At 39.2% G+C, this 20889-nt stretch carries 22 protein-coding genes and 1 riboswitch; of the genes, 11 read left to right on the forward strand and 11 right to left on the reverse strand.

Going from position 1 to position 20889, the window contains the following annotated elements; all coding sequences use genetic code 11:
- Window positions 1–29: 29 nt before the first annotated feature.
- From gucD to KH400_RS07650, 6 genes are all read left to right on the forward strand, one after another.
- On the forward strand, window positions 30–1493 hold the full coding sequence (gene gucD, locus KH400_RS07625) for an alpha-ketoglutaric semialdehyde dehydrogenase GucD (RefSeq protein WP_217223573.1): 1464 nt from the start codon (window positions 30–32) through the stop codon (window positions 1491–1493).
- 124 nt (window positions 1494–1617) lie between these two features.
- Window positions 1618–2121 carry a tripartite tricarboxylate transporter TctB family protein gene (locus KH400_RS07630; protein ID WP_217223577.1) on the forward strand — a complete coding sequence of 168 codons (504 nt, stop codon included), beginning with the start codon at window positions 1618–1620 and terminating at the stop codon, window positions 2119–2121.
- Between the two features lie 13 nt (window positions 2122–2134).
- Window positions 2135–3643 (forward strand): tripartite tricarboxylate transporter permease, encoded by a 1509-nt coding sequence (locus KH400_RS07635; protein WP_217223580.1) that lies wholly within the window; start codon window positions 2135–2137, stop codon window positions 3641–3643.
- Window positions 3643–4656, forward strand: coding sequence for a tripartite tricarboxylate transporter substrate binding protein (locus tag KH400_RS07640; protein WP_246589435.1), 1014 nt, complete (start codon window positions 3643–3645; stop codon window positions 4654–4656). Before KH400_RS07635 ends, KH400_RS07640 begins: the two co-directional genes overlap by 1 nt.
- Window positions 4657–4969: 313 nt before the next feature.
- The gene (locus KH400_RS07645) at window positions 4970–5437 is read left to right on the forward strand and encodes a DUF2243 domain-containing protein (protein ID WP_217223582.1); all 468 of its coding nucleotides are present in this window, start codon (window positions 4970–4972) and stop codon (window positions 5435–5437) included.
- A gap of 27 nt (window positions 5438–5464) precedes the next feature.
- Entirely contained in the window at window positions 5465–5911 is a 447-nt protein-coding gene (locus tag KH400_RS07650) for a hypothetical protein (protein ID WP_217223585.1), read from the forward strand.
- Between the two features lie 106 nt (window positions 5912–6017).
- Here the strand turns inward: KH400_RS07650 and KH400_RS07655 are convergent, their stop codons facing one another.
- From KH400_RS07655 to KH400_RS27410, 8 genes are all read right to left on the reverse strand, one after another.
- On the reverse strand, window positions 6018–7199 hold the full coding sequence (locus KH400_RS07655; protein WP_217223586.1) for a pyridoxal phosphate-dependent aminotransferase: 1182 nt from the start codon (window positions 7197–7199) through the stop codon (window positions 6018–6020).
- A 124-nt stretch (window positions 7200–7323) separates the two neighbouring features.
- Window positions 7324–8163 (reverse strand): MetQ/NlpA family ABC transporter substrate-binding protein, encoded by an 840-nt coding sequence (locus tag KH400_RS07660; protein ID WP_217223587.1) that lies wholly within the window; start codon window positions 8161–8163, stop codon window positions 7324–7326.
- Window positions 8164–8256: 93 nt separating this feature from the next.
- Window positions 8257–8919: a methionine ABC transporter permease gene (locus tag KH400_RS07665; RefSeq protein ID WP_217223590.1), complete on the reverse strand. Its 663-nt coding sequence runs from the start codon at window positions 8917–8919 to the stop codon at window positions 8257–8259.
- Window positions 8879–9922: a methionine ABC transporter ATP-binding protein gene (locus KH400_RS07670; RefSeq protein ID WP_217223661.1), complete on the reverse strand. Its 1044-nt coding sequence runs from the start codon at window positions 9920–9922 to the stop codon at window positions 8879–8881. Before KH400_RS07670 ends, KH400_RS07665 begins: the two co-directional genes overlap by 41 nt.
- 129 nt (window positions 9923–10051) lie before the next feature.
- Window positions 10052–10157: riboswitch (SAM riboswitch) on the reverse strand.
- Window positions 10158–10444: 287 nt separating this feature from the next.
- The gene (locus KH400_RS07675; protein WP_217223592.1) at window positions 10445–10546 is read right to left on the reverse strand and encodes a YjcZ family sporulation protein; all 102 of its coding nucleotides are present in this window, start codon (window positions 10544–10546) and stop codon (window positions 10445–10447) included.
- A gap of 147 nt (window positions 10547–10693) precedes the next feature.
- Entirely contained in the window at window positions 10694–10837 is a 144-nt protein-coding gene (locus KH400_RS07680) for a hypothetical protein (RefSeq protein ID WP_217223594.1), read from the reverse strand.
- 20 nt (window positions 10838–10857) lie between these two features.
- On the reverse strand, window positions 10858–11415 hold the full coding sequence (locus KH400_RS07685; RefSeq protein WP_217223596.1) for a hypothetical protein: 558 nt from the start codon (window positions 11413–11415) through the stop codon (window positions 10858–10860).
- Between the two features lie 159 nt (window positions 11416–11574).
- The gene (locus KH400_RS27410) at window positions 11575–11802 is read right to left on the reverse strand and encodes a DUF2535 family protein (protein ID WP_217223597.1); all 228 of its coding nucleotides are present in this window, start codon (window positions 11800–11802) and stop codon (window positions 11575–11577) included.
- A gap of 165 nt (window positions 11803–11967) precedes the next feature.
- Here KH400_RS27410 and KH400_RS07695 point away from each other — a divergent pair, with 165 nt between their 5' ends.
- The gene (locus tag KH400_RS07695; RefSeq protein WP_217223600.1) at window positions 11968–12357 is read left to right on the forward strand and encodes a hypothetical protein; all 390 of its coding nucleotides are present in this window, start codon (window positions 11968–11970) and stop codon (window positions 12355–12357) included.
- A gap of 12 nt (window positions 12358–12369) precedes the next feature.
- Here KH400_RS07695 and KH400_RS07700 read toward each other — a convergent pair whose 3' ends face one another.
- The 3 genes from KH400_RS07700 to ilvA all read right to left on the reverse strand — a co-directional run bounded on the left by KH400_RS07700 (window position 12370) and on the right by ilvA (window position 14824).
- A complete protein-coding gene (locus tag KH400_RS07700) occupies window positions 12370–12894 on the reverse strand; it encodes a ribonuclease H-like YkuK family protein (protein ID WP_217223603.1) in 525 nt (174 codons plus the stop codon).
- A gap of 50 nt (window positions 12895–12944) precedes the next feature.
- Window positions 12945–13445 (reverse strand): hypothetical protein, encoded by a 501-nt coding sequence (locus KH400_RS07705; RefSeq protein ID WP_217223605.1) that lies wholly within the window; start codon window positions 13443–13445, stop codon window positions 12945–12947.
- 176 nt (window positions 13446–13621) lie between these two features.
- Window positions 13622–14824 carry a threonine ammonia-lyase gene (ilvA, locus tag KH400_RS07710; protein WP_217223608.1) on the reverse strand — a complete coding sequence of 401 codons (1203 nt, stop codon included), beginning with the start codon at window positions 14822–14824 and terminating at the stop codon, window positions 13622–13624.
- A gap of 214 nt (window positions 14825–15038) precedes the next feature.
- Here ilvA and KH400_RS07715 point away from each other — a divergent pair, with 214 nt between their 5' ends.
- From KH400_RS07715 to KH400_RS07730, 4 genes are all read left to right on the forward strand, one after another.
- On the forward strand, window positions 15039–15182 hold the full coding sequence (locus KH400_RS07715) for a hypothetical protein (protein WP_217223611.1): 144 nt from the start codon (window positions 15039–15041) through the stop codon (window positions 15180–15182).
- A 224-nt stretch (window positions 15183–15406) separates the two neighbouring features.
- Window positions 15407–17515, forward strand: coding sequence for a methyl-accepting chemotaxis protein (locus KH400_RS07720; protein ID WP_217223614.1), 2109 nt, complete (start codon window positions 15407–15409; stop codon window positions 17513–17515).
- 246 nt (window positions 17516–17761) lie between these two features.
- Window positions 17762–19375, forward strand: a complete 1614-nt coding sequence (locus KH400_RS07725) for a long-chain fatty acid--CoA ligase (RefSeq protein WP_217223663.1) — start codon at window positions 17762–17764, stop codon at window positions 19373–19375.
- A gap of 354 nt (window positions 19376–19729) precedes the next feature.
- Window positions 19730–20689, forward strand: coding sequence for an alpha/beta hydrolase (locus KH400_RS07730; RefSeq protein ID WP_217223616.1), 960 nt, complete (start codon window positions 19730–19732; stop codon window positions 20687–20689).
- Window positions 20690–20889 lie beyond the last annotated feature (200 nt).

The raw sequence follows: 20889 nt of genomic DNA on the forward strand, positions 1-20889 counted from the left end.
GTTATATTTTAATATAAGGAGAGGATAAGATGAGTCTACAAACGAAGAAGGAAACATTTTTAAACTTTGTAAATGGTGAATGGGTAGCTTCTTCTACAGGTGAAGTTGAAGAGAGTATCAACCCTGCTAATAAGGATGAGATCGTAGGATATATTCAAAAATCTAGTTTAAAAGACTTAGAGAAAGCTATAACAGCAGCAAAACAAGCTAAAAACCCGTGGCGTAAACTTTCCGGTGCAGAGAGAGGGAACTATCTTTATAAGGCCGCTGATATTCTAGAAGAGAATATTGAGGACATTGCAACGACAATGACGAAAGAAATGGGGAAAACGTTCCCAGAGGCTAAGGGTGAAACAGCTCGCGGTGTAGCGATATTACGATATTATGCTGGAGAAGGAATGAGAAAAGTAGGGGATGTCATTCCTTCAACTGACAGTGAAGCTCTAATGTTTACAACCCGATCTCCATTAGGAGTTGTTGGCGTGATTACTCCTTGGAATTTCCCGGTTGCTATTCCTGTTTGGAAAATGGCGCCTGCATTAATTTACGGAAATACAGTTGTAATAAAGCCGGCTTCAGAAGCTGCAGTAACTGCAGCGAAAGTCATCAAATGTTTTGAAGAAGCAGGTTTACCAAATGGTGTAATTAATATGGTAACAGGATCGGGATCGGTAATTGGTCAAGGGATTGTAGATAACACTGATATTGACGGGATTACGTTTACTGGCTCTGATATGGTTGGAAAACAAGTAGGTCAAGGAGCGTTAGCTCGAGGGGCTAAGTACCAATTAGAGATGGGTGGTAAAAACCCAGTTATTGTTGCTGAAGATGCCGATCTAGATTTAGCAGTTGAGGCAACGATTAGCGGAGGATTACGTTCAACTGGACAAAAGTGTACTGCTACAAGTCGTGTCATTGTTCATGCTGATGTTTATGAAGAGTTTAGAAATAAACTTGTCGCAAAAGTCAAAGAGATAAAAATCGGTAATGGATTGCAAGATGGTACATGGATGGGACCTTGTGCAAGTGAAAACCAGCTGAATACAGTATTATCATACATTTCAAAAGGAAAAGAAGAGGGAGCCGATTTAATCTGCGGAGGTAATCGTTACCAAGATTCTGATAACCCAAATGGTTTCTTTGTTGAACCGACAGTGTTTGATAATGTGAAAAATAATATGGCTATTGCTCAAGAAGAGATCTTCGGCCCCGTATTAGCCTTAATAAAAGTTGATAATATTGAAGAAGCATTAGAAGTAGCTAATGATGTGAAGTTTGGATTAAGTGCTTCTATCTTTACGACAAATATCAGTAAAATGCTTTCATTTATTGAAGATATGGAAGCAGGCTTAGTAAGAATCAACGCAGAAAGTGCAGGAGTTGAACTACAAGCTCCGTTTGGCGGGATGAAGCAATCAAGCTCACATTCTCGTGAGCAAGGTCAAGCAGCGATCGAGTTCTTTACATCAATCAAAACTGTTTTTGTAAAGTAAGTGTAACTGTGGTTTGTGGAGGGCTCTCTCTAGGGTCTTCCACTCCATTCACCCAATTAGTAAGCGGTTACAATCTATTGAAAGAAGAGCGCACTTACAACCTTTAAATTAAAGGAGGGATAATGTGGCCGAAAAATATGGTGATATCTATTCTAGTATATTTATGATGTTATTTGCTCTATTGATGTATATAAGCACCTTTAACATGCAAAGTATGGCAGAAGTAAGTGTAGGTCCAGAAACCGTCCCTCAGATTGTAGCGATTGGTATTTTCATCTTTAGTGTAATTTTGCTACTACAAGGTATTAAGAAAGTAAAAAGTTACAGTCCACCAGTAGAACCCGAAGGTACAAAGGATGAAACTGAGAATGATTATAGTGGAAAGAAAAGCCTCGTATCGGTGTTAATAACGCTCTTATTGGTTATTTGCTATGTGTTGGTCATGCCGATTTTAGGATTTATTATCTCGTCTACTCTATATCTAATCGTGCAATTTTGTTTTCTTGCAAAACGAGAGAACTGGAATATTCCGCTATATGCACTAATAGCAGTCGTTGTTTCAGTTTCAGTATACTTCTTTTTTAGAAATTTATTCTACTTAATGTTGCCACAAGGCATCTTAGGGTAAAGGAGGTGGCATCATGCTGGAAATGTTGAGTGCTGGATTTTCAGAAATGCTTACGATTTACACAATGAGTTTGATCTTTATTGGGGTAGCAATGGGGTTAGTGTTTGGATCAATTCCCGGACTCACTGCAACAATGGCGGTTGCCATTTGTTTGCCAATAACCTTTACAATGAGTCCTAGTGATGGGATGGCATTGTTGATGGGTCTCTATATTGGGGGGGTTTCAGGTGGTTTAATTCCAGCGATTCTATTAAAGCTTCCGGGAACACCTTCATCAATATCAAGTACATTTGATGGATATCCAATGGCTCAAAAAGGTCAGGCTGGAAAAGCATTTGGTCTAGCGATCGTTTTCTCATTCCTAGGTGGACTTTTAAGTATTGCAACTTTAATTCTGATTGCTCCACCATTGGCCCAATTTGCTGTACGTTTTGGACCGATCGAGTACTTTGCAATAACGGTCTTTGCGTTAACACTGATTTCAAGTTTATCTGATGGTTCAATTGTTAAAGGGATATTGGCTGCCCTTATCGGGATTTCACTTGCAATGGTAGGTTCTGCACCGATTGATGCATTTCCTCGCTTTACGTTTGGTATGAATGCTCTTGATGCGGGTTTTAACCTATTACCAGCTCTGATCGGGCTCTTTGCAATTTCTGAATTTTTGAAAACCTCAGAATCAAAGGTTAATCCATTAGTTAAAAAGATAAGTTATAAAATTAAAGGCTTTGGGTTTAGTGTTGCTGAGTTTTTTAAGCAGGGATGGAACTTTTTTAGATCGGCTTTTATTGGGATTGCGATTGGAATCCTTCCTGGAATTGGAGGGGGTACAGCAAATATTATTGCCTATGCAACAGCGAAAAACCAATCAAAACATCCTGAAGAGTTTGGCAAAGGTACTCCTGAAGGTGTAGTCGCATCGGAATCTTCGAATAATGCTGCAGTAGGTGGAGCACTCGTTCCGCTGATGGCGTTAGGAATACCTGGTGACACAGTAACAGCGATGCTTCTCGGTGGGTTAGTCATCCATGGGATACAGCCAGGTCCACTCTTTTTCACATCAAATACTGATATTGTATATGGTATATTCGCAGCCCTAATTATTGCGAATATTGCGATGCTTGTATTCTTATTTCTCGGGATGAGATTCTTTGTAAAACTTTTAAGCATTCCAAAGCATATTTTATTACCTATTATTCTTGTTCTCTGCGTTGTCGGTGCTTTTGGAGTAAATAACCGTCTATTTGATGTATGGGCACTTCTCTTTTTCGGTGTTCTTGGTTATCTCCTAATTAAATTGAAATTTCCACTAACGCCAGTGATTCTAGGTTTTATCCTAGGACCAATTGCTGAGACAAATTTGCGTAGAGGATTAATGCAAACTCAAGGTGATTTCCTTCCATTTTTCACGGAGCCTATAGCAGTGTTTTTCTTCGGAGTAGCCATTGTTTCAGTAGGTTTAAAGATTTGGAAGAATCATAGAAAGAAACAAACAGAAATTAATATTTCAGGAGGGGTATAATGAAGAAAGTATTAGGTTTGTTTGTCGTATTATTATTGATGACTGTAGTAGCTTTAGGTTGTTCTGGCCAAGAGACACAAGGAGAGCCTAATGAACAAGCGAATGGAGGAAGTGATAATCAAGAAGGAGAAGCAACTTCTGATTATCCAACAAAGCCAATTGAAGTAATCGTACCAGCAGGAGCAGGTGGAGATACTGATCGAAACACGAGAGCACTAGCACGATATTTAGAAGATGAACTTGGACAATCCATAGTTGTGTCGAATGTTACAGGAGCAGGTGGAACAGTGGCAACACGACAAGTACTAGACTCAGATCCAGATGGTTACACAGTGTTAGCTTTCCATGATTCGATTCTACTTAACTATATCTTAGGGTTAGCTGATTTCTCATTTCAAGATTTTGAAGTCGCGGGTGTTAGTGTACAAGACCAAGGGAATACATTTTTAATTAACGGAGATTCTGAATTTGAAACATTAGATGAATTGATTGAGTTTGCAAAAGATAATCCGAAAGAATTGTCAATTGCAACAGAGTTTGGAGCACATACTCATTTACAATTGCTGGCATTTGAAGAAGCAACTGGTGTAGATTTTAACATTGTTGATGTAGGTGGTGCATCGGATAAGATTACTGCACTTCTTGGTGGGCAAGTAGATGTGAATCCAACACAGTTAGGTTTAGTTAAAGATTATTTAGCATCAGGTGATATGAGAAGTTTAGGCGTATTTGCAGAAGAACGTTTAAATGCAATGCCGGATGTACCAACTTTTAAAGAGCAAGGCGTTGACGTAATTTTTAACAAATCATTCCTTTGGGCATTCCCACCAGGTACTCCTGAAGAGGTCGTAAATGCGTTTTCTGAGGCGATGGAGAAAACTGTTACTGAAAATGAGGAGTATAGAGCTGAACTAGAAAACCATGTAGTGACACCGAACTTTATGGGTCCTGAGGAAGCAATTCAACATTTAGCTGAAACTCAAGAGTTTTATAGTGAGTTACATGCAGAGTAAGTGATTATAAACTGTTAAGCTTATTTCAACCTTTCCCTTTATTATCTTTAAATTATATGCAATCGGATAGTAGGACAATCTTTCTTATCATAAGGGGCTGTTCCAGGTCATTTCATATGATCTGGAACAGCCTTTTTTTGTTAACTATTATTTGAGAGGTTTGGGTTTGTCATTGCATAAATTACTTCTAGCATGAAAAGTACCTAAAATGGTGAAAACAATCAATCTATAAAATGTGTTTGTTAATAGGTATAGTTAGAGTCCAATTGGTCAATAGTTATAATAACAAAAAATTTTGCGAGGAGATTATTCTATGGCGAATAGGAAGAAAAAAAGGTTATTAGCTATTGGTAGTTTTCTGCTAGGGTTTGGGTTTTTAGGTGCAATGGACGGCATTATCTTTCACCAGCTCTTGCAGTGGCATAGTGTTATTATGGATACAGATCGGGCGGGGCAAATCATAAGTGATGGAATCTTTCATTTTGCGACAACCGTTACGCTTGTTGTTGGTGGCATCTTATTGTGGTTAGCTGGAAATCCTGCAGACCTTTCGCGAGGGGTTAGGTTAGTTATCGGTGGCTTTTTAATTGGAGGTGGGATTTTTAATTTAGTTGAAGGAATTATTAACCACCATATTCTGCAAATCCATCGGGTTCGTCCAGCAGCTGATCATCCACTAGTCTATGACCTAGCATTTCTAGCATCAGGAGCTATTCTATTAATTGTTGGTATCATTATTCGTCGAAAAGGTAAGGAAGAGAACACAACAGTTAGTGCATAAAGTATGGAAACGAATGGAGGAGTTGAGATGTATAGAATTGTTAGTTTCTTTGTCATTTTTTCATTTGTGACCGTTGTTTTATATTTTTATAATGAAAGCAGACATCATTATACGTCCAATCACAAAGGGCTTCATGAGCAAATTGAAATTCCCAGTGACGTCTCGGTTCCTGCGATTGATGGTATGATAACTCGAGACTACTCCGGTTCGTGGTTGTTAAAAGTTGAAACGGAGAACTTTGAGTTTGCTCCTGAGAAGGCAGGGATCGAGACAGAAAGTTTTCACGAAGGCCATGCTCACCTGTATATCAACGGTGAGCAGCTAAACCGTTTATATGGTGAATATTATAATATCGGCGAACTAAATGCAGGTACATATGAGGTTATAGTTTCCCTTCATGCCAATAACCATGGCGCACTTACATATAACGGAGAAATGATTGCCTTTGAGGAAACGGTGGAGGTCGAGAAGTAAGGCTTTGAAATTAAGTTAGGAACTTGTATCATAACATCAGTCATGATACAAGTTTCATTATGCTTACAGAATTTATGTCTCCTTGCGCATGATAGGGAGAAGTGTATTAATCCGTTGAGAACAGGTCTAATTTTTCGATGCGCTTGGCCGCTTCGAGTAGAACATCCTCATCGCTTAATAAACCAACACGCACATACCCTTCTCCATGATCACCGAAGCCAATGCCTGGTGCAACGGCAACCTGTGCCTTTTCTAATAATAAATCAGCGAAAGTTTCTGATGTATAGCCTTCTGGTACAGGGAGCCAAGCAAAGAATGATCCTTGTGGAGCTTTTACGTTCCAACCGATGTTTTGCAAAGCTGAAATAAATGTATTCCGTCTGCTTTCATATCGTTGGACTAATTCATCGACACAGTCTTGTGGACCGAGTAATGCTTTTGCTGCAGCTTCTTGGATGCCGCCATATAGGCTGCAATGGAGGTGGTCTTGAATAAGGTTGATCGCTTCAATCACACTAGGGTTTCCGACAGCAAAGCCAACTCTCCAGCCAGCCATATTGTAAGTTTTAGACATTGTAATCATTTCAACCCCAACATCTTTTGCACCGGGAACCTCTAACATGCTTAGTGGCTTCTTTCCATCGAAACCAATGGCTCCGTATGCAAAATCATGGACAATACAAATATCATGTTTGTTGCCTATTTCAATTGCATCTTGGAATAAAGCTTCTGTAGCGGTCGCGCCAGTTGGATTATTTGGATAGTTTAAAAACATCAATTTTGATTTTTGAAGATCATTCTTATGTAGTTGTGAAAAGTCAGGGAGAAAGTCATGTTCTGCTTTGAGCGGCATAAATGACATGTTTGCACCTGCAAGGGCAATACCAGACCAATAATCAGGATAACCAGGGTCAGGTACAAGAGCTACATCCCCTTGATTTAATAAGCATTGGCTAACTTCAACGAGACCAGCTTTTGCACCCATTAGTACGGCCACTTCTTTTTCAGGATCAACCTCAACACCGTATTCGCGTTTGTAGTAAGTGGCAACAGCCTCCTTTAAAAAGGAGTAGCCACGAAATGGCGAGTATTTCGAATAAAGAGGGTTCTCTGCTGCTTCTTGTAATGCTTTGATGATGTGTGGTGCTGTTGGTTGATCAGGGTTCCCTTGGCCTAAGTTGATAATGTCGTCATGCTTTGTTTTTGCAGCTGCTACTTTGTTAACTAGCTTGGCAAAGAATTGTTTTGGAAGTCCTTGGATCATTTCTGAGTGTTCAAATGTCTTCATAGTTACACCTCTCAAACCTTTAAATTCATATATCAATTGTAACAATTTTCAGATAACCTGTATGGGGTTCATACAAGAAATCTTAAGAAAAAAACGCCAGTAGGTGAACTGACGTTTTTTTGTGTTAATTTAACATCCATTCAGGTTTTCCAAACCCTTGGAACTCTTCGTCAATGACTTGTTCAAATGCATCTGACTCAACAACGGCTTTAATGTCTTCAACAAATCGTTCCTCTAGATCACTTGTGTTAACGACCACACGGTTACGATAATCATCTGGCATTGTTTCTAATTGCAGTGCATCTAGTAAATCCATTTGTGCAGCAAGTGCGAAATTTCCAGGTACTGCTGAGAGATCTACACTATCTACAGCGCGTGGTAATTGAGCGGCTTCAATTGGAGAAAAATTTAGGTTTTTCACATTTTCTTCGACGTCTCTTTCTGAGATTGTTAAGGGATTAGCCTCTTCATTAACTGTAATTAATCCTGCTTCCTCAAGCATGAGCAATGCACGTGCTAAATTAGTTGGATCGTTTGGAACCGCAATTTCAGCCCCATCTTCAATTTCATCCATCGAATCAAACTTGTTTGAGTAAATACCCATTGGGGCAGTAGGAACAACTACAACCTCGGATAAATCTAGATTGTTACCTTCAGCAAAGTTCTCCATGTAAATCTTATGCTGAAATAGGTTAGCATCGATTGACCCGTTACCTAATGCAGTGTTTGGTTGAATATAGTCATTAAATTCAATCACATCAACTGTATAACCTTGTTCTTCTAAGCCGGGTTGAATGGCTTTGGTAACCATGTCGCTATATGGACCAGATGTTGCACCAATCGTTAAAGTCCCTTTGTCATCTGCTTGTCCAGAGTCTTGAGCTGCTTCTTCAGAGCTGTTTGAGCATGCTGCAACTAACGCAATCATTAGACATGAAAATAAAAATAATTTCAATTTGTTCATTTTTTATTCTCCTTTTTGAATGTATTTTGCCGATAAGGCGAATGTATATTGTCTTTTTAGTTAATAAAACTAAAAATTTAAATCACTAAACAACTATCTTTTATCGACCGTGCGGGCGATGTAGTCCCCAGCATACTGAATGAACTGAACTAGGCAAATTAAGATAATGATTGTTGTAAACATGACCGTATTATCGTAACGGTAGTAGCCAAATCGAATGGCTAAATCACCAATTCCCCCACCACCAACGATACCTGCCATGGCAGAGTAACCAATTAAACTAATCGTAGTGATCGTCAAGCCTTGGATAATTCCTGGCCTTGCCTCTGGTAATAAGACATCCTTGATAATCATCCATGGTGTTGCCCCAACAGCGATTGCCGCTTCGACAACACCTTTATCAATTTTTCTGACTGCCGATTCTACGATTCTAGCAAAGAAGGGAATCGCTGCCACTGACAGTGAAACGGATGCTGCAGTTGGTCCAATTGTGGTACCAGTAATCCATTGCGTAAATGGTAACAGGGCTACGAGTAAAATAATAAAAGGAATGGATCGAACTAAATTTACAAAAACACCAACGAATGATTTGATGACTTTGTTCTCTAAAAATAAATCACGATCTGTAACAAATAGAAGAATACCTAGTGGTAAACCAAAAAGAATGGCAATACTTAAAGATATGATAACCATATAAAGAGTTTCGAAAAAAGCTTTATTTAACTCCGGCCATAACTCGATTAGTGCTTCTACCATATTTAATCACCTCCACCCCTTGTGTACGGTTCCTTAAATAGCTTAGTAAATCTTCTATTTCTTTACCGTCCCCTCTTAGTTCCATAACAAAAATACCAAGAGGTTTTTCTTTGATATATTCAATCTTACCGTGTAGGATATTTCCTTTAACTTGAAACTTTTGGAGGACATCAGAAACGACCGACTCTTCAGCAATTGCCCCTTGAAACTGTAGTTTAATGATTGTTCCATTACAGTTGTCAGTTAAATGTTGCGGTAGTTCAAACTGTAAAACACTTTGAATGAAATCTTGAGTAAGATTTTCTTTTGGATTTGCAAAGATATCATAGACGGGACCTGTTTCAATCACTTGTCCATTTTGCATAACGGCAATCTGATCACAAATCTCTTTGACAACTTCCATTTCATGAGTAATTAAAACAATTGTTAGCCCTAGCTCTTGATTAATTTTTTTTAAGAGGTTCAATATGGATTTTGTTGTACTAGGGTCTAGTGCTGACGTTGCCTCATCACATAAAAGCACTTTCGGATCATTGGCAAGAGCTCGAGCAATCCCCACTCGTTGCTTTTGTCCACCACTTAATTGGGAGGGGTAATAGTTTTTCTTATCAGCTAACCCAACCATCTCTAAAAGTTCATCGACTCGTTTTTCAATATCTGCTTTAGATTTTTTTGCTGCTTTTAAGGCGAAAGCAATGTTATCAAATACAGTTTTTGAGCTCGTTAAGTGAAAGTGTTGAAAGATCATTCCGATCTTTTGTCGGGCATCACGGAGTTGTTTATTATTCAGTTCAACAAGGTTTACGCCATTGATTTTAACGGCTCCTGAAGTAGGCTTTTCCATTAAATTCAAGCAGCGTAATAAAGAACTTTTACCAGCACCGCTGTAACCAACGATTCCAAAAATATTTCCGTGATTAATGTCCAATGATACATTGTCAACACCTCGAACGGTCCCTTTTTTCGATTTATACTCTTTCACTAAATTGTTGATTTCGATCATATGCTCACCTACTTTTAGTAAAAATTTTTTTGAATAATAACCATATTCATTTGGGATCGCTACCGGGATTGATAAAATAAAAACTGCTTCTTTCACCTTAAGAAAGAAGCAGTACGAATTTATTCGTTCTCCTCATCTCCCAGAATGAAACATTCTGCAGGAAGTAGCACCGTTCCAAAAAATGGAGGTTGCCGGACGTCATAGGGCCTGATCCCTCAGTCACTCTTGATAAGAGTTATAAAGTTCTAAAAATTAAGATTGATTAAATGTTAAATTAAATAAAACATATTGTCAACAACCATTTTTGAGTCTATACCTAATATAGCGCTTACATTGTTGTGACCAAAGGAAATAGAAAATCAATATTTTTGAATAGTAATTTTGTGTAAAAGAAGGGTGGGGGGAATGAGTGTGTAAGAACTGACTGTTGTAGAAGCTTTGAGTTGACCGGTTATGTGATGAAAGTTTCAAAGCCATAAAATAAAGGGATAGACATTACGTCTATCCCTTATGGTTCTTATATTAGTAGCCTACAAATGCTGCACCAACGATGATTAATAGAATAAACAACACGACGATTAACGCGAATCCACCTGTATAACCTGCTCCTACATGTGCGCTCATGAATGAAAACCTCCTTTGAGATAATGAGTGTCTTTTGAGCGACTTACAATACATAATCTATGTAGGATGAGAAATATTGTTTGGGCAAATAACCTAAAATTACATAATTGGGTGATTGCCTAATGATTAGAGTGATAATGCAGCGGATTAACGATGATTGACACGTTTGGCTAGTAGCTGTTTGACTTCGTTATAGGTGAGGCCGGATTGGCGATTTTTTCGTTTTACCTCATCAATGTTTGTTCCAGCAACCGTATAGTTACCAGTTTTGTTGTTGTTATTTGAAAGCATGTGAACACCTCGTTTTTTCTTTAAAGTGGCTTACTTTCATTGTTGTTATTCTTGATTTTTTTTAGTGAGACCTTGGAAATGATTTTTTGAAACGGCATAGAAAGAACGGGTTTTGGTAGATGTTCCATCTGGTTTGAGCGATTAATAAAGACGAAAAATCCGGTGACGGTCCAGCATGTAGCAATGGACAATAATGTCAGCATCAACGGGTGCTCAGTTAGGTTCGCTAAGAGCATATACGTGCTGTAACATGCGATGATAGCAAGAAGAATAATAAAAAAAGGATGAGAGTAAAGGAACAGTTCAATAGCAAGTAGCGAGAGCGTCATTCCAAGTAATGAAAACCCTGTATGCTTGTTGAAGGGGGCTGGTACCTGCTTTGAAATGACCTCTCCAATAAGCCATAGGTTTACGACAGGAATGAAAGCAAGCCAAGCACAGGGGACTTGTTGACGTTTAGCGATTTTGAATAAGCCATACGTACCGAATAGGTATGAATTGAGAATGATGAGAATGACAAGGATGGTTAATGTGAGTGCTGTATGTACAAATGTCGTTAAGAATTGTCCGACAGTCAAAAGGACGCACCTCCTTTTTCGTTGAATGGCTTTTCATGGCTCTTTTGATTTATATGCTCGTACCTTATCGTTTAGGCATCAAAATTAACAGTGATACACAAAAATGCAGCCTCTAAAACGTTTTAGAGGCTGTTTTTTTGGGATGTATTAGATTGTTAACTAGCACCTATTGATTAGGCTGTCTAAGACGTTAATGTCTTTCCTTTTCGCTATATAATCTTTGAAAGAATAGCAGTGATTTGGGTTTGTTTTTCGGTCGAGCTCATTTATAAATTCCCTAACGAGACTTTCAATCGTAAAACGCAGTTCATTACAGAAAATGGGGACATTTTCGATCTTTATTTTCTTTCCTTCGCGGTGATACGTTTCAATCGACATCATCTTCATGTAGGATCCCTCCGTTCTTCTATTTGTATTTTATAATGGGTGCCCATGCTTGTCCGTGAGAAAACTCACCTCAAGTTCTAGATATGGGGTGTAAATGTTGGAATGATTTTTCGCAAGGTGTTGCATACTGTTATTGGACATTTCTTTAAAAGGGAGCGCGTTACGATGAATGAGTGGCCGACTTGGGTGTTGGAATTTTTTATTCCGGCTTTATTTACGCTGTTTTCACTAGTTGTTTTGTTAGTGATTCAATGGAAACTAGAACGTGATGTGAACGATCGTAAAACGTTTTTTTTCTTCCACGTTGCTAATTTGCTATTTTTACTGATGGTATTTGGAGGCGCATCACTTTCATTTGGAAGTGTGATGGATGGTGTAGGCTATGCTCATGGGTGGAATGAGGCATTCATTCGAGTGACACTGATTCCTTTGCCTGTTGTGATGATCGTCTATGTCATATCGACTGTAATCTTTCGCCGGCGTATGCGCCCGTACATCGTAGAAAAAGATAGTAATGTCATTTACTTGCGCTATGCGTGGAAAAAAAGAGGATGAGCTAGGGTTGGTTTATTTGGTATACCGGTTGGCATAACTAGAAGCGACAAACGAATCTGGTTTGACGAGGGCTTTCATCCCTAACTCTTCAAGGCGAGCCATCATTTCTTTCACATATACCTTCGTTTTATTTTGTTTTCCTCGTCCGACATCGAGATGGCCTTCAATAGTAAATGAACTGCCTTCATCAATGTGAGGGAGAGTAATGTCAAGTAATTTACGTTTTTTTTCAGGTGTGAACAGTTGTGCAACTTCCTCAGTGATCGTCGTTTCAATTGAAATCTTTTCATGTAAATTTTCGATCCGTCTCGGAAGGTCACGCCTTGTTAGACAAGCCCATACCCCATGACCTTCTCGGCGGATAACAATCCCAGTTATAAACCGAGTTGATTTGGCGTGAACTTGTGAATCAGTTCCTATCATGAGCCGGTATTGTGCTTTTGGGTCCTGTTTTATAAATGTTTTTATATAATGATAGACGTCCGTAAAGGACATAGACTTATGTGATAAATTATGAAATCGGAAGTGTTTTTTCATTTTTTCACCCCTTTTTATATAGATATAAAAAGGATCAAAAAAACAGACCATTAAATTTGGTCTGTTGTCTCGATCGTTGCTGCTGGTTCTTGTTTTCGAATTGGATTATTTCGAATGGCAAACAAGAAGAATCCCCATAACAAGCCGAGTGAAATGACAGAAAGGATGGTTAGTAGCACGGCCTTCTCGGAAAACTTAGCAAACAATTGATAGCATACATAGATAACGATAACGGCTTGAGTAAGTAAAAATAGAATACCGATGTAAGGGATCATTTCTAAAAGCCAGAGGGCTATGGTTGCTCCTAAGTACCATAGTCCAGTATGTTTGTTGAATGGTTCCATGACGCGGTCACGAATCGTTTCACCAACAACCCATAAATTGGCGACTGGGATAAAGGCTAGCCAGCCATTGTTAACACCTGATTGATCTGCTAATTTCATCAGCCCGATAGCTCCTAAAATATAGGCGACAATACCAATCAAAATAAAGAAAATACTAAATACGACCATGCTGCCAAGTAACAATAATAATAGTTCTTCACCTGACATGTTTTAGCCCCCTTCTATAGTGATATGTGTACGATTATTCATATGAAGGGGACGGCTTATCCGATGCTGAAATCACCAAAATAAGATGACTTGAAGGCGAATGCTTACCTTTCAAGCCGCCATTCCATCAAAGCAAGAGCCTTATCATATGGGTCCTAGTAATGATCTTTGTGGAACTATTGGTTTCTCGTGATCACATACCCTTCACTTAGTAGTCGTTTTTCAATTTTCTCAATATGGGCATCGTCCTTTGTTTCGAGTGATAATTGGATCTCTGTTTGTCCGGGTAAGACCTTTGTACTTATTCGTTGGTGGTTAATGGTAATGATATTGGCCTGAAGATCAGCGATGATGTTGAGTAATTGATTGAGAAATCCTGGCTTATCTGGGACAACTGTTGACAGCGATAAGTACCTTCCAGCTTCAATTAAGCCATTTTCTATAATACGTGAAACAAAATTGATATCCACATTACCGCCACTAACAATCGTGACGACCTTTTTACCGTTAAGGTTTAGTTTATGGTTTAATAAGGCAGCGAGGGCAGCAGCACCTGAGCCTTCAACTAATAATTTATTACGCTCAAGCAAATAGAGCATGGTTCTAGAAATTTCAATATCTTTTACAGTCACGATATCATCAACATATTTTTGGACATAGGCAAATGTTTTTTCGCCAGGACGTTTAACAGCGATTCCGTCTGCAATTGTTCCGGTTGAATGAATTTTTACGGGTGATTTTTTTTGCATCGAGGTGACCATGCTTGCGCAAGAATCGGCTTGAACACCGTATACGTTAATGTTGGGGTTTACAGATTTGACAGTTGCGGCAATACCAGCGATTAATCCCCCTCCACCTATTGGACAGACGATGGCATCAACATCTGAAAGTTGAGTAAGGATCTCTAATCCAATGGTTCCTTGACCTTCAATGATCTTATCATCATCAAAAGGATGGATGAACGTTCGATTCGTTTCCACTTGTAACTGTTTGGCATATTCAAGGGCATCATCAAATGTATCCCCATGTAAAATGACGTCAGCTCCATAATTACGAGTGGCTTGGATTTTAGCCAGTGGTGCTCCTTCTGGCATAACGATTGTACTCGATATCCCCGCTTGACTACTGCTATAGGCAACACCTTGAGCGTGATTTCCAGCAGATGCAGCGATGACACCGTGTTGTTTTTCCTTGTTATTTAATGAGGTAATTTTGTGATAAGCTCCACGTACTTTAAAAGAACCTGTCTTTTGTAAGTTCTCTAATTTCAAATAGATGTTATTGTGAGACAGCTCTGTAAATGTACTTGAAAAATCTAATGGTGTTTGATGGACAACGCCTGCTAAGCGTGCTTGCGCGTGCTTAATGTTATTGATCATTCCCTTGGACACCCCCTATTGACCTTACTATGATTATGTATAGTTCAGGACAACTTACGTTTATGTTTCTTTTAGTTTGTCTCTAACGAAAGGAAGATATGTTGATGGCCAGTTACCAACATGTGGACCAATTAACAACAAAACGTTCGTTAAAATAAAACACATGTCACATCCTAATTGGTGAAGTTCGATTTTAAACAAGGGGGGAATAAAGTTGGGATATCAATGCTTTTACTGTGATTATGATGTAGAGCAGCAAGAGGTACACTTTATTCCACTAGTAAATGCTGATCATGAACGTGAGGAGCCGATGTGTAGAGACTGTTATTTCGAATGGCTTGAAGGCATTAAAGGGTAGACGATCAAAGGGTGAAAAGTCATTACAATGGCTTTTATACCCTTTTTAAAAATGTGCTGGAAACAATGAAGTTCTTTTTGCCCTTGATTTACTGGACGATTTTTAATTTTAGAAATTTAGTGTTTTCTACCTGTTATCAATGAAAATATTTGTCGCTAATGTGATTCTTATGGTATATTTCGCGATAGTGCAAAAAAACTATAGTGATAGAATGGTGGTAGAGGATGTTTCGTTCAATAAAGACTAAACTAATGGCTTTTGTATTGCTGATAACGATTACGCCATTAGTTATTTTAGGCTTATTTAGTTATTTCTATTCGAATCAGCTATTTTCTGACTTTTTCTCTTCTGCGATCCATGAAGAATTAGATCAAGTAGAAAATACAATTGATACGATGTTTACGAGTGTTGAAGAAGACCTTCAATACCTAGCCTCCAAACCTGTCGTTGAACATGCTGATGATTCAATTATCAGCTTTTTTGATCGTCAGGGAGAATGGATCCAACCAATGCATTATGCTTCGGAAGGCATTGAAGGAGAAATTTATGAACTGTTTGATCAGTATGGACAGGCTCACCCGGATACGACGTATGTTTACATGGGAACTGTAGATGGTGGCTATGTTCAATGGCCGAATGAATCCGTTGCTGGTGGTTATGATCCAAGGGAGCGTCCATGGTATCAACAGGCCATTGATAACCCTGGCGCACCTATTCGTTCAGAGCCATATAGTTATGATTCGCCAGACGGTCAAATTGCGATTGTAAGTACAACGATGACAGTCGAAAACGAAGAAGGCGAAGTCATTGGCGTAATTGGGATTGATCGTGGGCTAGAGAAGTTATCAGAAATCATTGGCGATATTAAGGTTGGGGAAAATGGTTACATATTTATGATGACAGCAGATGACACTGTCATTGCTCATCCTGAGGAGAGCTACAATTTTTATACGATACCTGAGTTAAATGATGGCGCACATATGGTGACGGGTGAAGAGCCTTCATTTTCAATCTCAAATTATACTGATATTCTTACATCTGAAAATCAATTAATAGAATCAGAAGTCAATCAACAGTCGAGTTATGTGCAACTGTATACATCCGATTCAACCGGTTGGAAAATGACTGCTGTACTTGAACGTGAGGAGTTATTAGGATACACCGACGCTTTAAAGTGGGTGATTATCTTTGTTGGGGTTGGAGCGCTCATTTTTGCGGCGATCTTTAGTTTCTTTGTAACAAGTACCATCGTAAATCCAATCGTTTATTTGAAAAAACAAGTTCAAAAGGTTGCAAATGGTGATTTAACGATTCAGGTCGAAAATAAAGCTAAACATGAAGTTGGAGAGCTTACAGATGACTTTAACAAAATGGTAACAAGTATGCGTGGGTTAGTGGCTTCAGTTGATCATTCAATCGTTGAGGTGAGAAAGTCAGCTGAAGAGGTAACGGGTATGTCAGAGGAAACAGTTGCATCAAGCCAAGAAGTGGCGAGCGTGATATCAGGAATCGCTTCAGGTGCGTCCGATCAGGCGTTACAAGTCGACCAAACCCGATTAGAGACAGTCGAGTTATCTAAGCAAATTGAGGAAGTGATCCGCGATACAACAGAGATGTCAAACGTATCATCAGAAATAAAAGCTGTGAATCAAAGAGGCCTGAGTCAGGTAGCTCTTTTAAATGAGAAAACGAGTGAGGCTACTAAAGTGTTCAGTAATGTGGAAACAGCCGTGTTAGCATTATCGGCAAAAATATCCGATATTGAAGTTGTGATTGACACCATTAATGATATTTCTGAACAAACGAATTTATTGGCTCTGAATGCAAGCATTGAAGCTGCCCGTGCTGGTGATGCTGGACGAGGGTTTGCTGTGGTTGCAGCAGAAATTCGTAAGCTATCTGAGCAAACGACAGAGGCGACAAACCAAGTTCGTGAAACGATACAAATGATTCAAAGTGAATCTGATAAGACATCGACAGAAATGTACCGAACGAAGGATATCGCTTCTGAGCAGAACCAAGCTGTAACGGACACAGAAGCAGCATTCAATTCAATTGCAGAAACAATTAATGAAATTATTAAATCGGTAGATAAGGTGGCAACTAAGACAAGCGCAATGGCAGAAAATAAAGACGCTGTTGGAAAAGCGATTGATACAATTGCAGAAATCGCAGAAGAAACAGCTGCTTCAACAGAACAAGTTAGTGTGTCATCAAGTGAACAAGTAAAAGCGATCGAGAGTGTATCGCAGTCAACAGAGGCGTTGACTCTATCAAGTAACCGCCTAGAACAGCAAGTGAAAGAATTCAAGATTGATAAGAGTAAAACATAAAGACGCTGGGGGACAAAAGGTGGGGAAAATCAACCTTTTGTCTCAGCTTTTATTCTTCTACTTAAGCATACACGAAAAAATCGTTCATTTTTAAATGGCTGCTGACATATAAATGAACCGGTATCTGATGAAAGTTGGCTCTAGCATATAAGGTTGATTTGCTTTAATCAAACCGGTTTTATTTTACAGTCTACTTTGAAAGCGCTTTTATTAATTGTTAACGATGGAATGCGAGGGGGAATTATGATGATGGATGTTCAATTAAACATTTCAACAATGATTGAAAGGGCGGAAAAGTACTTTCCGAAGAAAACGGTAGTTTCTCGGACGTCATCAGGGGTACAAACCTTTTCCTATCAAGAGATTGGAAGACGTACACGTCAATTGTCTAGTGTTTTGGCACGGCTAGGAGTTGAAAAAGGGGATCGTGTTGGGACCCTTGCTTGGAATCATCATCGCCACCTTGAGTCATACTTTGCAATCCCTGGTATCGGGGCTGTTTTGCATACGATTAATATTCGATTATCACAGGAGCATATCACATACATTGTCAATCATGCCAAGGATAAAGTGTTATTGATCGATGAGGACATCTTACCATTAATTGAAGCAGTTAAAAATCAAATTCCTTCGGTAAAAGCTTTTATCGTTATGTGTGATGGTAAGAAACCGGAAAGCAGTCTCGAACCGTTGTATTCATATGAAGAGTTAATTGCTGAGGGAGACCCCAATTTTGAGTTTGTTAAAGATCTCAATGAACATGAGCCAGCTGGTATATGTTATACGTCTGCGACAACAGGTAATCCAAAGGGGGTTGTCTATTCTCACCGAGCGATTGTGTTACATTCAATGGCGATGGGATTAGCGGATACAGGAGCGCTGTCAGAGTCAGATGTGTGTTTACCTGTTGTGCCGATGTTTCATGTTAACGCTTGGGGGCTTCCGTTTACAGCCACTTGGTTTGGCTCAACCCAAGTGTTACCAGGGCCGCAGTTCACACCGAAACGATTAGCAGAGCTAATTCATGATTATCGTGTAACGTTAGCAGCTGGCGTACCTACCATTTGGCTTGGACTTTTGAAAGAGTTAGAGACTGGAGAGTATGATACGTCTAGTTTGCGTGCAGTTTTATGCGGAGGTTCTGCGGCTCCTGAAGGTATGATAAAAGCATTTGAAGTCAAATACAAGATTCCGTTTTTACATGCCTATGGAATGACGGAAACGAGTCCACTTGTTACGGTTTCCCGTCTGAAAAGCTATCAATCTAAGTTGGACCAAGAAGAACAGTTAAAGGTTAGAGCGAAGCAAGGCCTAGTAGTCCCAGGACTTGAAACAAAAGTGGTTGGTGAGCATGGAGAGGTAAGCTGGGATGGAAAAGAAATGGGAGAGCTTCTTATACGTGGTCCGTGGATAGCCGATGAATATTATCATGATGAACGAAGTCGTGATGCTTTTGTGGATGGTTGGCTTCATACAGGGGATGTCGCCACAGTTGATGAAGAAGGAATTATCAAATTAGTTGATCGAACGAAGGACTTAGTCAAGAGCGGTGGTGAGTGGATCTCCTCAGTTGATTTAGAAAATGCACTGATGGCACATAATGATGTCTTCGAAGCTTGTGTTGTTGCTATTCCTCATCCAGAGTGGCAAGAGCGTCCGGTAGCTTTTGTTGTTCTGCATCCAGGTTGTTCAACAACGAAGGAGGATTTACTAGAATTCCTAAAACCACAATTTGCAAAATGGTGGTTGCCTGACGAGGTAATCTTCATAGAAGAAGTCCCGAAAACATCGGTCGGGAAATTTCTGAAACGAGAAGTACGTGAGAAATATAAAGGACTTTTCACTGCAAACGAGTGTTAATAAAGTGAAGGGGGCTGTATCAAAGGTTGAGAAGATCTGTTGTACAGTCCTATTTCTTTTTTTAAGGCTGTGTTAAAGCTTAGTGTTGATGCTCGTTGATATTGGGCTCATTTCGTGCGAAACCTTAGTTTCGTACGCCTTTCAGGTACTGAAAGGTTGGAAGATATGAATGAAATCATGGAGAAAATTTATGTTCTCATAGGATTTCATTCATATCTCCCATAAAATGAGCCCAATATCAACATTCAACGATAACAGAGCCTTTTTTTAAATATCCTCTGATATACTGTTATCAACAAGCGACTAAGCTAGTAAACTTTAGTTAATAATTTAATGTGGAAGGAGAGTGTGGATGTGTGCAAAAATCAAGCAAATATTCAGGAGCATCTGCGCGTGTTAGAGCAGTGGGAGGCTAACATTGATTTAGATGAGCCCATAACAGATCATAAAGAAGTGAGCGCTTATTTACAATTTTATCAGTTGCCATGCGAATCGATTAACCATTATTTTGGGGCTATTTATGTTGATCAGAAAAAAGTGATCATGCAAGTGTTTGAGCCACTGATGTGTAAAGAGACGATCATCTTATTACACGGCTATTTTGATCACGTTGGATCGTTAACGAATATCATTCACTATTTAGTAAACAAAGGGTATCGTGTCGTTACGTATGATTTAATAGGACATGGCTTATCGGAAGGGGAGCGGTATGCAATCGATCACTTTGAACAGTACCACGAGGTATTAAAGCATGTGGTATCACTATGCAAGGAGCACTTTACTGATCATACGTACCATCTGTTGGCACATAGCACTGGAGCAGCAATTGCACTACATCACCTCAATCATGAAGACGTTGTGTATAAGAAGGTGATTCTTGTTGCCCCACTAGTACGTTCAAATCATTGGTATCCATCGGTTAGTGGGTTCTATTTGTTGAAGCCGTTTATAAAAAAGGTCTCAAGAAGGTTTAGAAAGAATTCTGCAAACGAACATTACCTATCATTCACAAAAGTGGACCCATTACAATCGAAGGAACTTCCATTGAAATGGCTCCGTGCATTGGTTCAATGGAACCGTCAAATAAAAGATGCCGAACCAAATAAGGAACAAGTGGTTCACATCATTCAAGGGACCCGTGATAAAACAGTCGATTGGAAATATAATCTCTCATTTCTACAAAGGAAATTTCTAAATACATATATGTACTCTGTATACGGTGGGCAGCACCAATTATTCAATGAAGAAGCAGGCGTCAGGAGCTTAACGTTTTCGTTTATTAATCAAGCACTAATGGTCAAAGAGAAAAAGTAAGCGAATAAAAAAAGGTTGGACAAAACTAGTCGAGGCTGGGACAAAATGATATGCTCCCTCTAGGGTAGACAGATTAAAAAATAAAAATCTGTTTTACCTTAGGGGGAGTATTGCTTCACCAGAATGAAGGTTTAAGTATTCGTTTACTTTGTGAAATTGCGGGTATTGCACGATCTGCATACTATAAGTGGCTAAATCGT

The organism is Desertibacillus haloalkaliphilus (assembly GCF_019039105.1).
GTDB classification, from domain to species: domain Bacteria; phylum Bacillota; class Bacilli; order Bacillales; family KJ1-10-99; genus Desertibacillus; species Desertibacillus haloalkaliphilus.

What these genes read in the sequence shown, in the direction of transcription:
- gucD (WP_217223573.1), top strand. Translation starts at nt 30, where the DNA reads ATGAGTCTACAAACGAAGAAGGAAACATTTTTAAACTTTGTAAATGGT.
- KH400_RS07635 (WP_217223580.1), top strand. Translation starts at nt 2,135, where the DNA reads ATGCTGGAAATGTTGAGTGCTGGATTTTCAGAAATGCTTACGATTTAC.
- KH400_RS07640 (WP_246589435.1), top strand. Translation starts at nt 3,643, where the DNA reads ATGAAGAAAGTATTAGGTTTGTTTGTCGTATTATTATTGATGACTGTA.
- KH400_RS07645 (WP_217223582.1), top strand. Translation starts at nt 4,970, where the DNA reads ATGGCGAATAGGAAGAAAAAAAGGTTATTAGCTATTGGTAGTTTTCTG.
- KH400_RS07650 (WP_217223585.1), top strand. Translation starts at nt 5,465, where the DNA reads ATGTATAGAATTGTTAGTTTCTTTGTCATTTTTTCATTTGTGACCGTT.
- KH400_RS07655 (WP_217223586.1), bottom strand. Translation starts at nt 7,199, where the DNA reads ATGAAGACATTTGAACACTCAGAAATGATCCAAGGACTTCCAAAACAA.
- KH400_RS07660 (WP_217223587.1), bottom strand. Translation starts at nt 8,163, where the DNA reads ATGAACAAATTGAAATTATTTTTATTTTCATGTCTAATGATTGCGTTA.
- KH400_RS07665 (WP_217223590.1), bottom strand. Translation starts at nt 8,919, where the DNA reads ATGGTAGAAGCACTAATCGAGTTATGGCCGGAGTTAAATAAAGCTTTT.
- KH400_RS07670 (WP_217223661.1), bottom strand. Translation starts at nt 9,922, where the DNA reads ATGATCGAAATCAACAATTTAGTGAAAGAGTATAAATCGAAAAAAGGG.
- KH400_RS07675 (WP_217223592.1), bottom strand. Translation starts at nt 10,546, where the DNA reads ATGAGCGCACATGTAGGAGCAGGTTATACAGGTGGATTCGCGTTAATC.
- KH400_RS07680 (WP_217223594.1), bottom strand. Translation starts at nt 10,837, where the DNA reads ATGCTTTCAAATAACAACAACAAAACTGGTAACTATACGGTTGCTGGA.
- KH400_RS27410 (WP_217223597.1), bottom strand. Translation starts at nt 11,802, where the DNA reads ATGAAGATGATGTCGATTGAAACGTATCACCGCGAAGGAAAGAAAATA.
- KH400_RS07695 (WP_217223600.1), top strand. Translation starts at nt 11,968, where the DNA reads ATGAATGAGTGGCCGACTTGGGTGTTGGAATTTTTTATTCCGGCTTTA.
- KH400_RS07700 (WP_217223603.1), bottom strand. Translation starts at nt 12,894, where the DNA reads ATGAAAAAACACTTCCGATTTCATAATTTATCACATAAGTCTATGTCC.
- KH400_RS07705 (WP_217223605.1), bottom strand. Translation starts at nt 13,445, where the DNA reads ATGTCAGGTGAAGAACTATTATTATTGTTACTTGGCAGCATGGTCGTA.
- ilvA (WP_217223608.1), bottom strand. Translation starts at nt 14,824, where the DNA reads ATGATCAATAACATTAAGCACGCGCAAGCACGCTTAGCAGGCGTTGTC.
- KH400_RS07720 (WP_217223614.1), top strand. Translation starts at nt 15,407, where the DNA reads ATGTTTCGTTCAATAAAGACTAAACTAATGGCTTTTGTATTGCTGATA.
- KH400_RS07725 (WP_217223663.1), top strand. Translation starts at nt 17,762, where the DNA reads ATGATGGATGTTCAATTAAACATTTCAACAATGATTGAAAGGGCGGAA.